This is a genomic window from Vibrio sp. 1CM24A (genome assembly GCF_023161725.1).
GTDB classification, from domain to species: Bacteria; Pseudomonadota; Gammaproteobacteria; order Enterobacterales; family Vibrionaceae; genus Vibrio; species Vibrio coralliirubri.
Genome location: NZ_JALNTS010000008.1, coordinates 1 through 15,432, shown reverse-complemented (window position 1 = coordinate 15,432; position 15,432 = coordinate 1). Strand labels below are relative to the sequence as shown.

At 43.5% G+C, this 15,432-nt stretch carries 11 protein-coding genes and 1 other annotated feature; of the genes, 5 read left to right on the top strand and 6 right to left on the bottom strand.

Annotated elements, in window-relative coordinates; all coding sequences use genetic code 11:
* The first annotated feature begins 36 nt into the window (after nucleotides 1-36).
* Both sltY and trpR read left to right on the top strand, forming a co-directional pair.
* The gene (gene sltY / locus MSG38_RS17775; protein ID WP_248402331.1) at nucleotides 37-1,986 is read left to right on the top strand and encodes a murein transglycosylase; all 1,950 of its coding nucleotides are present in this window, start codon (nucleotides 37-39) and stop codon (nucleotides 1,984-1,986) included.
* Between the two features lie 172 nt (nucleotides 1,987-2,158).
* Nucleotides 2,159-2,452 carry a trp operon repressor gene (gene trpR, locus MSG38_RS17770; RefSeq protein ID WP_048615039.1) on the top strand — a complete coding sequence of 98 codons (294 nt, stop codon included), beginning with the start codon at nucleotides 2,159-2,161 and terminating at the stop codon, nucleotides 2,450-2,452.
* Nucleotides 2,453-2,573: 121 nt separating this feature from the next.
* Here the strand turns inward: trpR and yjjX are convergent, their stop codons facing one another.
* The 6 genes from yjjX to MSG38_RS17740 all read right to left on the bottom strand — a co-directional run bounded on the left by yjjX (nucleotide 2,574) and on the right by MSG38_RS17740 (nucleotide 10,255).
* Nucleotides 2,574-3,095: an inosine/xanthosine triphosphatase gene (gene yjjX / locus MSG38_RS17765; protein WP_048606829.1), complete on the bottom strand. Its 522-nt coding sequence runs from the start codon at nucleotides 3,093-3,095 to the stop codon at nucleotides 2,574-2,576.
* The gene (locus tag MSG38_RS17760) at nucleotides 3,058-5,436 is read right to left on the bottom strand and encodes an EAL domain-containing protein (protein WP_248402329.1); all 2,379 of its coding nucleotides are present in this window, start codon (nucleotides 5,434-5,436) and stop codon (nucleotides 3,058-3,060) included. Before MSG38_RS17760 ends, yjjX begins: the two co-directional genes overlap by 38 nt.
* 333 nt (nucleotides 5,437-5,769) lie before the next feature.
* Nucleotides 5,770-6,945 carry a prephenate dehydratase gene (gene pheA / locus MSG38_RS17755; protein ID WP_061019012.1) on the bottom strand — a complete coding sequence of 392 codons (1,176 nt, stop codon included), beginning with the start codon at nucleotides 6,943-6,945 and terminating at the stop codon, nucleotides 5,770-5,772.
* 12 nt (nucleotides 6,946-6,957) lie between these two features.
* Nucleotides 6,958-7,079 (bottom strand) — a sequence feature (Phe leader region).
* A gap of 110 nt (nucleotides 7,080-7,189) precedes the next feature.
* Entirely contained in the window at nucleotides 7,190-7,525 is a 336-nt protein-coding gene (gene raiA / locus MSG38_RS17750) for a ribosome-associated translation inhibitor RaiA (protein WP_004735034.1), read from the bottom strand.
* 438 nt (nucleotides 7,526-7,963) lie between these two features.
* Entirely contained in the window at nucleotides 7,964-9,388 is a 1,425-nt protein-coding gene (locus MSG38_RS17745; protein ID WP_348983506.1) for a lytic transglycosylase F, read from the bottom strand.
* Between the two features lie 138 nt (nucleotides 9,389-9,526).
* A complete protein-coding gene (locus tag MSG38_RS17740) occupies nucleotides 9,527-10,255 on the bottom strand; it encodes an outer membrane protein assembly factor BamD (protein ID WP_048606835.1) in 729 nt (242 codons plus the stop codon).
* Nucleotides 10,256-10,392: 137 nt separating this feature from the next.
* Here MSG38_RS17740 and rluD point away from each other — a divergent pair, with 137 nt between their 5' ends.
* The 3 genes from rluD to clpB all read left to right on the top strand — a co-directional run bounded on the left by rluD (nucleotide 10,393) and on the right by clpB (nucleotide 14,825).
* A complete protein-coding gene (rluD, locus tag MSG38_RS17735; RefSeq protein WP_019820953.1) occupies nucleotides 10,393-11,367 on the top strand; it encodes a 23S rRNA pseudouridine(1911/1915/1917) synthase RluD in 975 nt (324 codons plus the stop codon).
* Nucleotide 11,368: 1 nt separating this feature from the next.
* A complete protein-coding gene (pgeF, locus tag MSG38_RS17730; protein WP_248402327.1) occupies nucleotides 11,369-12,109 on the top strand; it encodes a peptidoglycan editing factor PgeF in 741 nt (246 codons plus the stop codon).
* Nucleotides 12,110-12,251: 142 nt separating this feature from the next.
* The gene (clpB, locus tag MSG38_RS17725; protein WP_248402325.1) at nucleotides 12,252-14,825 is read left to right on the top strand and encodes an ATP-dependent chaperone ClpB; all 2,574 of its coding nucleotides are present in this window, start codon (nucleotides 12,252-12,254) and stop codon (nucleotides 14,823-14,825) included.
* Nucleotides 14,826-15,432 lie beyond the last annotated feature (607 nt).

Here is a 15,432-nt window from a genome sequence, read left to right as displayed (position 1 = left end):
CTTCACGTATTCATACACGCACTAAGGAAAGAGCGAATGTTTTTCCGCATTGGTAATACGAAAATTGCTGTGGCTGCATCGGCAATTTTGTCTTCGGTTTCACTGGCTCCGGTCGCTATGGCTAGCAATGCCTCCGAGCTTGAAATGCAGCGTGACGTTTATGATAGAGCGCAAGAGGTTTTAGATAACCGTGACCTAAAAGCTTACTTCGCGTTACGTAACAAAATTCAAACATACCCTTTAACACCTTACACCGATTATCGTGCCTTCTTATTAGGTTTAGGAGAGCGTACTCCTGCTGAGGTCGATGCTTTCATTGAAGAGAACAAGGCATTGCCTTTCTCCAATCGAATGCGCGCACCTTATTTGGACTCATTGGCTTCTCAAAAACAGTGGAAGACGATCCTTGAGTTTCAAACCAAAGAGCCTGTCGGTGAAAAATACCAATGTATCTATTACCGAGCGCATTACGAGCAAGGTAACCAAGAGCTTGCCTTTAAAGGAGCTAAACAACTTTGGTTGAGTGGTAGTGGTGTTGATGACGCTTGTGACCCTTTATTTAAAAGCTGGGATCAAGCTGGGCTAAGAGCTGATGAGCTGATTCTGGATAGAATGCTGCTAGCGTTCGAGGGCCGTAACGGTAAGTTAATGAGCTATCTGATTAAGCAATTGGATCATGATGAGTCAATTGCTCAAGCAAAGCAGATGAAGGCGCTTTATAACAAGCCTGAAAATGTACTCGCGTTTGCTAAGAAGCACCCTGCGAATGAATTTTATCAAGCTCAAACCGAGTTTGGTTTTGAGAAACTGGCAAGGAAGTCAGCAAGCAGCGCTCAAGAGATTTTTGATGATGTTGTGAAAGCTCAAAAGTTATCGAAAGAAAAATCTCAAGAGTTAGCGGATTACCTCACGTTCCGTTTGATCAATACTGATTCTGAAGAGCTAATGGCGTGGCGAGACAAAATGCTCGCGAGCTCATCAAAGCAAGTTCTGCTTGAGCGACGTGCTCGTTTAGCGATTCAGCATGCCGATTGGACTGGCTTGAAAGAGTGGATTGCACGCTTAGATGATAAACATCAAGCTTCGCTTCGTTGGCAATATTGGCAAGGCCGAGCTGAAATCGCGACCGGCGATACTGACAAAGGCAATAAGCGATTATCAGATATCTTGGGTCAGCGTAATTTTTACAGTGTGGCTGCGGCTAAGCAGTTAGGTAAGCCTGTCGAATACCCAACATCGACACTTAAATACAATGCTGAAACAGTGAAGCCATTCGGCACCTCTTTGGTGCGTATTGGTGAGCTAATTGACCGAGATAAAATTGCGGCAGCGAAGAGTGAGTGGCGTTGGTTATTAACTAATGCAGATAAAGAGCAAAAAGCGATGCTTGCCGCTCATGCTGCGACACAGCGATGGAATCACTTTACCGTAACAGCGAGTATCTCTGCGAAGATGTGGGATAACATTGCGCTGCGCTTCCCTGTTGCTCATAAGTGGTGGTTTAACTTCTACGCTGAAAAGCACGATCTCGACCCGATCACCTTGATGTCTTTAGCAAGACAAGAGAGTGCGATGGACTCAGAAGCTCGCTCTCCTGTTGGCGCGCGAGGCATCATGCAAATTATGCCAAAGACGGCGCAATACACGGCGAACAAACATAAGATTAGGTATCAGGGCAGCGATGACCTTTATGATGTTGGCAAAAACATTGAGATTGGCAGTCACTACTTAGATGGTTTACTCGCTCAATATGATGACAACCGTATCTTTGCGTTTGCGGCTTATAATGCTGGACCTAGCCGTGTCAAACAGTGGCGTTCACGTAGCGATGAAAAACTTGATGCCTTCGCTTTTATTGAGATGATTCCATTCAAAGAGACTCGCGGTTACGTTCAGAATATCTTGATGTTTGAGACCTACTATCGAGATATCTTGGGTGAGAAAGGGACGTTTTTAGCGCCCCATGAGGCAAAAACGAAATACTAAGCCTTCGGCATTTTGCCCGAAACTGAGTAAGAATAAAGGCAGTGAGTGCGAACCATTTCCACTTACTGCCTTTTTACATTGGATCGCATCAAGTGTTTCGGTATAAAGTGTTAAACGCTTTCAATCGTTAAGCGACTCTTTAAAGTCAGAATTTAAAAGTAAGTGTAGAGATATGGCATCACAACCTGAATATGATAATTGGCAACAACTGATGGACTTGGTAAAGACGGCTGTCGAAAAAGATCAGCACGAGCTGTTGTTGACCATGATGATGACACCAGACGAGCGAGATGCTCTGGTTGCTCGAATTAATATCTTCTGTGAGCTGATGAAAGGCGATATGTCTCAACGTCAGGTGAGTCAAATGCTGGGCGTAGGCGTAGCGACGATCACCAGAGGCTCAAATGAGCTAAAGGCCAAATCTGAACAAGAGAAAGCCGTGATCGCCGACCTATTGCTAAAGTAATAATGGAATTAAGCATTCACTAAATAGTGAGAATACGAATTCGATAAAAAACGCTAACTGAATGTTAGCGTTTTTTGTTTCTGAAGATTGTTCTCAGAACCTTTCTAAGTTTAACGAAGAACTAAATAGGAAAGTGCTCAGGATTCACAAATGGGATCAGAGCTAAAATTAAAGCCTGGTGGTAGACAGAACTGCGCGATAGTTGATTATGTGTCAGTAGGCCAATTGCGCCACCTTTCTGTTTGATATTGTCGGTACCAAACACTTCATCCATCACATCCCCTAACTCGTTTGCATGCTCTAGTTTCTCAAGCACGGCTGGTGGCAGCATCAGGCTTGCTGAACGAGACTCTCCACGTTGACCATTCGCTTCGATCACCATCCAGGCAAAGGTAACGTTGGTTTCTATTCCCGCTTCTAGACCAACATAGAAGTCTGCATCAGGCTGAGCTTGAGTTGCATTGTGAACACGATTCACGGCACCTTGATAGGTTTCATCATTGCTCATCGGTTGATCGGCGACACCACTAGGGACGCTGATGCCTTTGAAATCAAATTCAGTATCAGGAAAAGCAGATAAGAACGCGCTTTTAACGGCGTTTATTTTAGCTGGGTTCAGCGATGCGATGATTACAGATTTCATGTGTCGGATTCTTTTTGTTGTCGATTAGATTGAGTTGATGTTGTCGGTACCATTCACTCAACTCTTCTAGTGGCATGGGTTTACCAAAGTAATAGCCTTGCAGCATATCGCACTGTGCATCCTGTAACCACTGGTGCATGCCTTGAGTTTCAATCCCTTCGGCAGTGACCTTTTTCCCCTGAGCATGACACAACCCGATAACCGGTTTTACGATGTTCTGGTTATCGGTCTCAATTAAGGTATCCAAAAACGCTTTATCCAATTTGATTTTCTGAGTTGGATACTGCACCAGTTGAGTGATAGAGGTATAACCGGAACCAAAATCATCAATCGCCAGTCGATAGCCCATGCATGACAGTTCGTTCAGCAATGGAAAACCTTCTGAATTTGAGTAAAAGGTTTCAGTGATTTCAAAATCGATTAGGCTTGGTGGAATTCGATTTAACTCCGCGTGTTCTTTAATGAAACCCGCAAGATGAGTGGTTTCAATGCCAGCAGAAGATAGGTTGATCGACAATTGAATTGAGTGATCAAATTGAGCCTGAAGTCGATGGAATGAAGCAAACGCATTCTGTATTACCCAGCGGTCGACATGTTCAAATAGCCCGGTTTGTTCGGCTATTGGAATGAACTCATCTGGTGGAACCAAACCAAGTTGCTTTGAATTCCAACGCAATAACACCTCAACGCCAATAACATCAGTCCCGGTGGAATCCATGTAGGGCATGTAAACGAGCCTAAATTCATCATCAAAATTCTTACCTCTAAGCGCACGTTCAATGTCTGCTTGGCGCTGAATGGCTTTGTCTAAATCCCGTGAATAGTCAGCAAATTGGTTTTTACCGGCACGCTTGGCTTGGTACATCGCGGTATCCGCGTTGGACAGAAGCTTCTCGATTGAGTTGCCATCATTAGGGTAGGTCGCAATACCAATACTGACCGTGATCGGAAAGCTGCCTGATTCGGTGACAAAGCCTTTTTGCAGTGGAGTGAGCAAATCGTTCGAGAATCGATGCGCGACATTTCCTCGGTGACTAGGAGCGTTAATGTAGACAACGAACTCGTCTCCAGAAAGTCGGGCTGGCATACAATGAGCGTCGAACTCCGCTTTATAGTGACGACAAATATCTGAAATACGCTGAGCAAAAGAGACCAGAATCGAGTCGCCGATTTGATGTCCGTATTTGTCGTTCACAAACTTGAAGTTGTCCAAGTCAAAATAGAGAACCCAGGTTTCGGTATTCGAACTCGGTTTTGGCAACGATTGCTGAACGAAGGTTTGAAACTGATGCCGATTGGCTATCTGGGTTAACTGATCATTTTCGGCCAAGAGTTTGGTTTGCTGGTAGGTGTTGTCTAGCTCTTGGTACATGTCATAAAAACGCTGTGATAGGCGGCCAAGCTCGTCACGAGTACCTAAGCGTTCAATGTTCTTACGTTGTTTTTTTTCGACTTGCTGTAGCTGTCGATCGAGCCGTGTTATTGGAGTAATCACAGTGCGAGACAGAAGCATGAGTAGCAGAGCGACAGTCACAAACGCAGACAGTGCAAATGACAAACTCAGCTTGTTCCAAATCGAATCGAGCTTGTTTTCCAACAGGAATTGCGCCGGGTCGACCGTGGCGTACAGTTCTGGTGCAAGCTTGACTGAGTGAGTAACATCATTTTCCAAAGAAACCGCTATGGATGTGAAGAACAAACTGGTTTGGTAGTCGAACTCTATTTGTTTTCTCAGTGCATTAAACTTGTCGAGAGAGACAGAGACAACAACAAAGAACACATCGTCGGGTTGATTGTTAACGGTTGGGAAAATCGCTTTTCTATCTACCTTGTCATAGTGAACCAACATCCCTTCGCCTTGGGAGTTTTGAATATAGTTGGTACTCGATGTTGTTAGGGTGTCTTGATAGTGCTGGTCAACGTACTCCAATATCTTACTGTCAATCTGAGTGCGTGAGTCGTTGCTATTATCCGCGTAGTAACGCAGTTTTCGATCACCATTAAGAAGTGCTAAACCTGTATAGCTTTCATCGTCATCTTGCAGAAAATGTATAGCTTCTCGAAGGTTACTGACCAGTTCAAGATCGCGAGATAGATTTTGGTCAGTGAGAAAATAACGCTTCACCATATCACTCTGGGTCAAGGTGTAAGAGTAGCTATTGAGGAACGAACGAGATTGGCGAAAGTATCCGGCTAGTTTTTCCATGTTCAGCTGAAGTGCGTTGTCTTCGCGTTTGATGAAACTGCTTTTTTGCGTCGAATAAATAATATAGCTAGAAGCCGCGGTACTGATCAGTATCACAGGGGCTATCAGTAGTAAGATTTTAGTACTTAGCTTCATAGTTAATAACAACACTATTTATAAATTAAGCGCATAAGTTTATGTTACTTAATGCTTACTCGCTATTAATTACACGTAGTTCGATGATTTCCTGTGAAGGGGGTAAGGTTTTGTCTTTATTGATAAAAAAAGCCACTAATGAGTTTTTGTTAGAAAGGCTCAAGCAGTGGAGGGAGTAAGCGTGCCGAATGTGCGAAACAAGTGAATTGTGTTTCAGGCTTGCTAGGGGACGTGTTCTTAGCTCGAATGGTGCTCGACTAGAGGGTGATTTAAGTATTTGGCCTACTGTAGGCCAAATACTTATGTTAGCTAAAAGCTGGTACTCGCTTTTAGCTATGACAACTTAACTTGAGTCGCTTTGATGTTCTCACTAGGGTAGCAACCCAACACCTTCAGGTGACGAGTAATAGCCGTTAGTTCCGTTATCGCCTGCTGCATATTATCTGAATCCAGATGCGCCTCTAAATCGACATAGAACATCTCTTCCCAAGGGTTACCCATGATAGGACGAGATTCCAGCTTGGTCATGTTGATGCCCAAGCGTTGCAGGATCAGTAGTGTTTCTACCAAAGAACCCGCCTCTTGAGATGTCGACATGATGAGCGTCGTTTTCGCTGGTATTTGAGTCGATACTTCAACAGGCTTACGCGCCACCACGATGAAACGAGTGTGGTTCTCTGTTTGGTTAGCAATGTTGCCCTGAATTGGCTGAAGCCCATAAAGTTTGCCGCTCGATGCATTACCAATAGCAGCTACGTCATTACCACCCAGTTCTTTAACCTTTTTCATTGCATCAGCGGTGCTTGCGCAAGACTCAAGGCTGACGCCCTTAAGGCGGCTCAAGAACTCACTGCATTGCTGATGCGGTTGTGGATGGGAATAGAGCGTTTTGATGTCTTCTAATCGGATATCACTTTTCGCTACTAGGCAGTGTTCGATTGGTTGAGAAAGCTCACCAACGATGTAAAGCGTTGTGTGTTGAAGTAGGTCATACACTTCGTTAATCGAACCTGAGCTGGTGTTCTCAATAGGTAGTACACCGTAGTCGGCATGGCCAGATTCTACCGTAGAGGCTACTTCTTTGAAGTGATTACAGTTTAACTCAATTAACTCCATATTCTTACGGCTGAAGTATTCGCGACTCGCAAGGTGAGAGTATGATCCCTTAGAACCTAAGAATGCAACGCGAGCCAATGGTTTGCGGCTTTGCGGGTTCGCTAGGTTTTGTAAATATGACTGCTGTAGTAAAACGGAATCTTCGATGATGGTGTGAAACAGCTTGGTAATGTACTGCGCATCAAGTTCGTATTTATCTTTGCCATTGTTGATCAGCTTAACTAATAGTTGTTGCTCTCGTACTGCATCACGAACTGGTTTTGATGTCTCTACTTTGCTTTTAGCGACTTCGATACTTAGCTTGCGACGCTCCGAAAGTAACTTCAGGAGTTCGTCGTCTAAATCATTAAGACGAAGGCGGATATCATCCAGTGAAATTGAGCGGTCAGTCATAAATGTGTCCTTATAAAAAAGCCTCCCTAGTGTGGGAGGCTTCTTGTTCGTTTTTGACTTGTTTTTCTAAAACGACTTAGCCTCCGATTTACGGAAGAAAAAAGAAGTCAAAAATAAACAAAGATTGAGTGTGCATAAAAAGTGTTTGTTTTATGAATGTTTAAACACAATAAGCAAGCGAGCTACGAGCGTCAAGCAAAAAAATAGCGCCCTGAGGCGCTATTTTTTAATCTGTTCTCTTTCCTTATTCTACTTCAGCTTCTAGCTCTTCGATTTCAGGCTTTTCAGCGCGGCGCGCTTCAGGTTTATGGCGTAGCTTGTTGAGTTGACGCTCTAGTTTTTGTTCTACTTCGTTGATAGCTACGTAGAGGTCGTCATGGATTGATGAAGCAACAAGTTGGCCTTTTGGTACGGTTAGAACCGCTTCAAATTTTTTCTTCTTGTTTGGTTCTTCGCTAAAGCTCGCTTGGCAGCCAATGATGTCTACTTGCCATTTATCCAGCTTTTTAAATTTGCTTTCTATGTGATCACGGATTGCAGAGGTAATGTCGATGTTTTTACCAGTGATGTTCATTTTCATAGAAGTTTTCCTCTGTTGTATCCCTCATGGGTTAACTTCAGATTACGACTTTTAGGAATAAAGAATGTGATCTAGATCTTGTTTTGATTGGGTGGGATAAGCATTAAAATCAAATGTGATCTCACGCAAGTCTTAGTATCTTTTTGGCGAAAAATGCTTGTTATCTCTATGAAAAACGATAACTTGGAGGCAAGGCTTCGCTAAAAATTAAACCAGTTTTTAGGGGCGTCTTACAGCTTATTGAAAGTGTTTGATTGAAATTTACTCAATAGTGTTTTGTGATGTAGATCTCGTGATATATAAGCTTTCTCTGAATTTGATAAGCAAAAGCCGCATAAGTTTTCTTATGCGGCTTTTGTGTTTTTAATTTGCCTTAGTGCCTTAGTGCCTTAGTGCCTTAGTGCCTTAGCTCCCCTGGCTCTTAGGGTTGAAGACAAACTAATCGTTGGTTTTTAGTAGTCTGGCTGTCCCATTTTCTCGGATAGCATTGATAGCTTGTAACTGCTTATAGATTACAAAGTAACGGTTGATGTTGGCGACATAGGTCACCGGTTCTTTGCTCACGTATTTGCGAGTGATGATTTCTACGTTTTTAAACCAGATATTTGGGTTGTAACCTTTCTGCTTGGCAATGCGCCTCATCTTTCTGATCTTAGCAGGACCAGCGTTGTAAGAAGCCAAAGTGAAGTAGATTTGGTTATCTGGCGTAATGGCAGGGTCGTCAAAATACCTGTCCTTAATGAAACGCATGTATTTCACACCTGCATGAATGTTGTTATCCACCTTATGTATGTTTTTGATGTTGACGTTTTTGTCTTTGGCGGTACTTGGCAACACCTGCATCACACCAATAGCTCCACGATGAGAAACTCTGCTTTGATCCAGTCCAGACTCTTGGAATCCTTGTGCAGACATCATCAAAGGGTCGAATTCGTATTGGCTCGAATACTTTTCAAAAACATCTGACAGCTTGGCCACTCGGTCTATTTTATTTGGGTTGAGTGCTCTACCTAACCAGCGAGTGTTGTCGATGTATTTCTGATAGATAACATTTCCAAGTAGGGTACCTGTTCGTGCAGTCTTGACGTATTTGTTTATCTCTTTTTTTAACTGAGGGCTGTTTTTTCTCAATGCCCACGCTATTTGGCCATTTTCACGTAACGGCAAATCATGATGTACTTGTATGTTTTCCATTACGTCAGTCCACAGCTTTGCTTTATGGCTGTCCAGAATTGTGCCCTGTATATAACCTTGGTTAACCAGCTCGATCAGCTCGTAGTCTTGCAGTGATTCTTCAATGAAGTGGACATGCAGTGGGGGTAAACCCAGTTCGTTAAGCTCTTTATTGACTCTTTGTACACTCTCGAAGTAACTCGAGCTTGCTCGGATCCACACCTCTTTGCCGCTCAATTGCTTGATTTCGGTGATAGGTTCGGCCTTTTTCCCTGTGATAATGAGTTCTTTACCATCTTTAATCATCGGATCTGAAAAATCGATGGTTCGTAGTCGTTTGTCGGTGATCGTTAGGTTAGCGACAGCGACATCACCATAGCCAGATTCTAAAGACGGAAGTAGATCATCTCGTTGCACGGGGATGATTTGAACATTGAGATAGGGATGTTTTTTACGAAGGCTTTTCTCAAAGTGGTAGAGCATTTCTGCCACGATGCCTTTTGGCTTACCATCCTCGATGTAATAGAAACCAAGATCGGCAGAAACTAAAACTCTAACCGTTCCTTTTGTTTTGAGCACATCCAAGTCGCCCATGTAAGGCTTATTGCTTAATGGGGACAGTTCTAATGCGTAGGATAATTGGCTAAATAGCGATATCCAGATAAATAATAACAACCTACTCACATCCACACTCCATGTTGATGTTTTGTTAAAAGTTATCTTCTGAAGATACCGTGTAATATGCGATTCATCAAGTTTGCGATATGCGGATAAAAAAAGCGCGCTAGTAAATTAGCGCGCTTTTTAGGTTGAGATGTCGGAAGTTGATTAAGGTAGTGGGTTTAATTCAATCAACTTTTCTGTTCTTAAAACAGCGTCATCTAGGCCGAGTTGTTGATAAGCTTTTAGCTGGATATCTAAAGACTTACGCGCAGCAATGGTGTCTGGGTAAGTTTTTTGCAGCTCTTGCGTTCTGTTGATCGCGGCAATCCAAGCTTCGCGGCGTAGGTAGAAATCAGCAGTTGCTAAGTCATACTCTGCTAGGCGGTTCTTAAGTGCGAACATGCGTTTTTGTGCATCTTCAGCGTATGGGCTTGCAGGGAAACGTTCTAACAGTCGTTTGAAATCAGCAAAAGCGAGTTTTACTGGTTCTGGATCTCGGTCACTACGGTCGATATTAAAAATATCGTGCATGAAGTTTCGGTCTTGCGCCATGTGCGTTAAGCCGCGCATGTAAAGAACCCAGTCTTGTTTCTCATGAGTTGGGTTCAAACGTAGGAAACGTGAAATGGTAGCAAGGCCAAGTGCCAAGTCATCATTTTTGTAGTAAGCGTAAATCAGATCGAGCTGTACTTGCTCAGAATAGGCGCCGAATGGGTAACGTGAGTCTAGGGCTTCTAGCTTTTCAATTGCTGAAAGCCAGCTACCGCTCTGCAGTGATTCTTGCGCGTCAGAGTAGAGAACCGATGGTGGTACATCTGGCACTATCTCTTCACTACTTGAACAACCAACCAAGAGTGATACGGCTAATAGACCCGATAAAGTAAGGTGTTTCATGTCAGGCGTCGATTCCTTGAATTAAATATTTCGTAAGCTTCCGTTACTTTCTAACCAGTAACAGATACAATGATGCAATTATTCTATTTTATCCATACTAATGGGTATTAGTCTCACGGTTTTTAAAAAAGTTCGATATGGCTCAGCAGATCACATTAACAGACACAGTAAAAAGCAGCCAGTTAGGTCAACGTTTAGACCAAGCTGTCGCTGAACTATTTACCGATTTTTCTCGCTCTCGCATTAAAGAGTGGCTTCTTGACGGCAAAATCCAAGTGGATGGCGAAGTTATTACTAAGCCGCGCGTTAAGGTTTTGGGCGGTGAAGAGATCATCTTGCAAGCTGAACTTGCAGATGAAGAGCGCTGGGAAGCACAAGATATTCCTCTAGACATTGTCTACGAAGATGATGACTTATTGGTTATCAATAAGCCTCGCGATCTGGTTGTACACCCAGGCGCAGGCACACCGGATGGAACCATACTAAACGCATTGCTTTTCCATTACCCACAGATTGCAGAAGTGCCTCGTGCAGGTATTGTGCACCGTCTTGATAAAGACACAACAGGCCTTATGGTTGTGGCTAAAACGGTTCCAGCTCAAACTCGTCTTGTGCGTGCTCTTGCTAAGCGTCGTATTACTCGTGAATATGAAGCAATTGCAATTGGCAAAATGACCGCTGGTGGTGTGGTAGAGAAAGGCATTAGCCGTCATGCAACTAAGCGTACCTTGATGGACGTAAATGAATTAGGAAAGCCAGCGGTAACTCACTACCGTGTTGCTGAGCACTTCCGCGAACATACTCGTATTCGTCTACGTCTAGAAACAGGTCGTACTCACCAAATCCGTGTTCACATGTCATACCTTCAGCACCCGCTGCTAGGTGACGTTGCATACGGTGGCCGTGCTCGTATTCCAAAAGGTGCATCTGAAGAACTAACAACAATGATTCGTTCTTTTGACCGCCAAGCACTGCACGCAGTCATGCTTAAATTTGTTCACCCAATTACAGGTGAAGAAGTTGAGTTCCACGCTCCTGTGCCAAATGACATGGTTGTGATGGCTGAAGCGTTACGTGTTGATGCTCGCGAAAATAAAGAAGAAGACATTTAATATGTCGTTGATCATCCCTAACTGGAATGCACCCAATAACGTGAAGGCATTTGCGTCGACACGTGTAGGTGGCTTTTCTACTGGTGCGTATCAAGGATTAAACCTAGGTACGCATGTTGGGGATGATGCTTCGCTTGTTGAAAACAACAGAGCATGGCTCAAGCAACACGCTAATATGCCTGCAGATCCGGTATGGCTAAATCAAACTCACTCAACAGATGTCGTTACGGTTTTACAACCTACGGCAGATATTCTTGATGCTGACGGTGCATTTACCGCAGCTAAAGGTGTTGTTTGTTCTGCGATGACAGCCGATTGCTTACCTGTAATTCTTACTGATACCAAAGGCACTCAAGTTGCTGCAGTTCATGCTGGTTGGCGTGGTCTTGCTGGTGGCATTCTTGAAAATGCCGTCGCAAAGTTTTCAAACCTAGATTCAGAGAATAAGATCATTGCTTGGCTTGGTCCGGCAATAGGCAATCAAGCCTTTGAAGTAGGCGATGATGTGTTGGAAGCTTTCGTTAGTTTTGACCCTCAAGCTAAGCTCGCATTTGAAGCCAAAGCTGAACCAGGCAAATGGCTAGCGAATATGTCTCAGCTTGCAACGCAACGACTGAACAAAGTTGGTGTCACTTCTGTTACAGACTCCAATCTATGTACCTTCGCTGATGCGGATGCGTTCTATTCTTATCGTCGTGATGGTATTACTGGGCGCCAAGCTACTTTTATTTGGTTAGAGTAACCTTTAGCTAGTGCAACTAGTTATCCAGTTAGTTTATATTTTTATATCAGCTCTATTCTTCATTCTTATCCCTTGAAAATCCGCGTTACCGTATCCATCTTCTAACCATAAGATAAACATATCTAAGAGTAGGAAGGTTGGCATGCGTCTCGATCGATTCACTAGTAAATTCCAAATTGCGATATCTGATGCTCAGTCGCTCGCATTAGGTCGTGATCACCAATATATAGAACCTGTGCATCTAATGGTGTCTTTGCTTAATCAAGATGGTAGTGCAATTCGTCCATTGCTCACCATGCTGAATATTGATGTGGTTCAATTGCGTTCTAAATTGAGCGAAATATTAGACCGAGTGCCTAAAGTAAGTGGTATCGGTGGTGACGTTCAGCTATCGAATGCGATGGGAACGCTGTTTAACCTATGTGATAAGGTCGCGCAAAAGCGTCAAGACAGTTACATATCTTCAGAAGTATTCCTACTGGCTGCTATTGAAGACAAAGGTCCTTTAGGAAACCTACTTAAAGAACTAGGTCTCACCGAGCAAAAATTATCTCAAGCTATTGAACAAGTTCGCGGTGGTCAGAAGGTCGATGACCCGAATGCGGAAGACAGACGCCAAGCACTAGAGAAGTTCACCATTGATCTGACCGAAAGAGCAGAGCAAGGCAAGCTGGATCCGGTAATTGGCCGAGACGACGAAATCCGTCGCACGATCCAAGTACTTCAACGCCGCACTAAGAACAACCCCGTCATTATCGGTGAACCAGGTGTCGGTAAAACAGCGATAGTCGAAGGTTTAGCACAGCGTATTATCAATAATGAAGTACCTGAAGGCTTGAGAGGCCGACGTGTACTTTCGTTAGATATGGGCTCTTTGATTGCCGGCGCTAAATATCGTGGTGAATTTGAAGAACGTTTAAAATCAGTTCTTAACGAATTGTCGAAAGAAGAGGGCAACATCATTCTCTTCATCGATGAAATTCACACCATGGTTGGTGCGGGCAAAGGTGAAGGCTCTATGGATGCGGGTAATATGCTGAAACCAGCGTTGGCTCGTGGTGAACTTCACTGTGTAGGTGCAACCACACTCGATGAATACCGCCAGCATATAGAGAAAGATCCTGCGTTAGAGCGTCGATTCCAAAAAGTGATAGTCGATGAGCCAACTGTGGAAGACACGGTTGCTATTCTTCGTGGTTTGAAAGAGCGCTATGAACTTCACCATCATGTAGAAATTACCGACCCTGCGATTGTCGCGGCGGCAACCTTATCCCATCGATACGTTTCTGATCGCCAATTGCCGGATAAGGCGATTGATCTGATTGATGAAGCGGCTTCGAGTATCCGTATGCAGATCGACTCAAAACCTGAGTCGCTAGATAAGCTCGAGCGTAAAATCATTCAATTGAAGATCGAGCAGCAAGCTCTTACCAATGAAAATGATGAAGCCAGTGAAAAACGCCTTCGAACATTACAAGAAGAGCTTTCTGACAAAGAACGCGATTTCGCAGAGCTTGAAGAAGTGTGGAATGCAGAGAAAGCCGCGCTTTCTGGCACGCAACACATCAAGTCAGAGCTAGAACAAGCTCGTATGGATATGGATTTTGCGAGACGTGCTGGTGATCTTAATCGAATGTCTGAATTGCAATACGGTCGAATCCCAGAATTAGAGAAGCAGTTAGATCTTGCGACTCAAGCTGAAATGCAAGAAATGACGCTGTTGCGTAATAAGGTCACCGATGCGGAAATTGCAGATGTGCTATCGAAGCAAACAGGTATCCCTGTTTCTAAAATGCTAGAAGCTGAGAAAGAGAAGCTTCTTAAAATGGAAGGTGTTCTGCATAACCGTGTGATTGGCCAAGCGGAAGCAGTCGAAGTGGTATCGAACGCGATTCGTCGTAGCCGTGCTGGTTTATCTGATCCTAACAAGCCGATTGGCTCTTTTTTATTCCTTGGCCCAACTGGCGTTGGTAAAACTGAGTTGTGTAAAACACTCGCGAACTTCATGTTTGATAGTGACGATGCAATGGTGCGTATCGACATGTCTGAGTTTATGGAGAAACACTCTGTTGCTCGTTTGGTTGGTGCTCCTCCGGGTTACGTTGGATATGAAGAAGGTGGCTACTTAACAGAAGCGGTACGTCGCAAGCCTTACTCAGTGATTTTGCTCGATGAAGTAGAGAAAGCGCATCCGGATGTTTTCAATATCTTATTGCAGGTGCTTGATGATGGACGCTTAACCGATGGACAAGGTCGTACAGTCGATTTTAGAAACACGGTAGTGATCATGACATCCAACCTTGGCTCTTCGAGAATTCAAGAGAACTTCAATACGCTCGACTACCAAGGAATAAAGAATGAAGTGATGGAAGTGGTAGGTAAACATTTCCGTCCTGAGTTTTTGAACCGAGTTGATGAAAGCGTGGTGTTCCATCCATTGGGTCAAGAGCACATTCAGTCGATAGCCGCTATTCAGCTTGAGCACCTTAAGAAGCGCATGGAAGACAATGGTTATGAGCTTGAAGTCTCGGATAAAGCACTCAAGTTAATTTCTCAAGTTGGTTTTGATCCAGTATATGGCGCGAGACCTTTGAAAAGAGCGATTCAACAAAGTGTCGAGAACCCGTTAGCGAAAGCGATATTGGCAGGAAAAATTAATCCAGATAAGAAAGTACAGCTATTAGTAAACAACGACCGCATTATTGCTCACCAATAGTTGAAGTAAGAACTGTAGGTACGATTGGCCGAAATTAAGGCTTAATCGTACCTATTTTGAACGCTTTGTGTGAATAGTGTTCGAACGGTCGCCGGTGGCGGTTTTTTTTTGTTTTTGGCCTTGTGCAAAGGATTGTTCTCTCTATAATGTGCCTCCGTTGCCAAGGATAACCAAGCGGTTTGAACTGAGTAACAAGACGGTGATAAGCATTTAAGATGCTTTGAAAAATTAGCTGGAAAAAGTGTTTGACACTGGAATCCAATCCGCTAGAATGGCCGTCCACTTCGAGAGGCTCCTTACTAAAAGGAACGCTCAACAAGTAAAGCTCTTTAACAATTTAAACCTATCAATCTGTGTGGGCACTCGTTGATGAATATCAAAACGTTATTACTTAGGTAATGACAGTTACTTCGGTAACAAACTTGATTTCAATGAACTGAGTGACCAATACGTTTAACTACTTGTAGTTAATCGGCACAGTCAATTCATTACCATTCTGTTGGAATGGTAATAACTTTAAAATTACATAGTAGTTTTGAAGTCAGTATTCGTTGAGTCACACCTATTAATTTAGGTAATCAAAACTTTAAATTGAAGAGTTTGATCA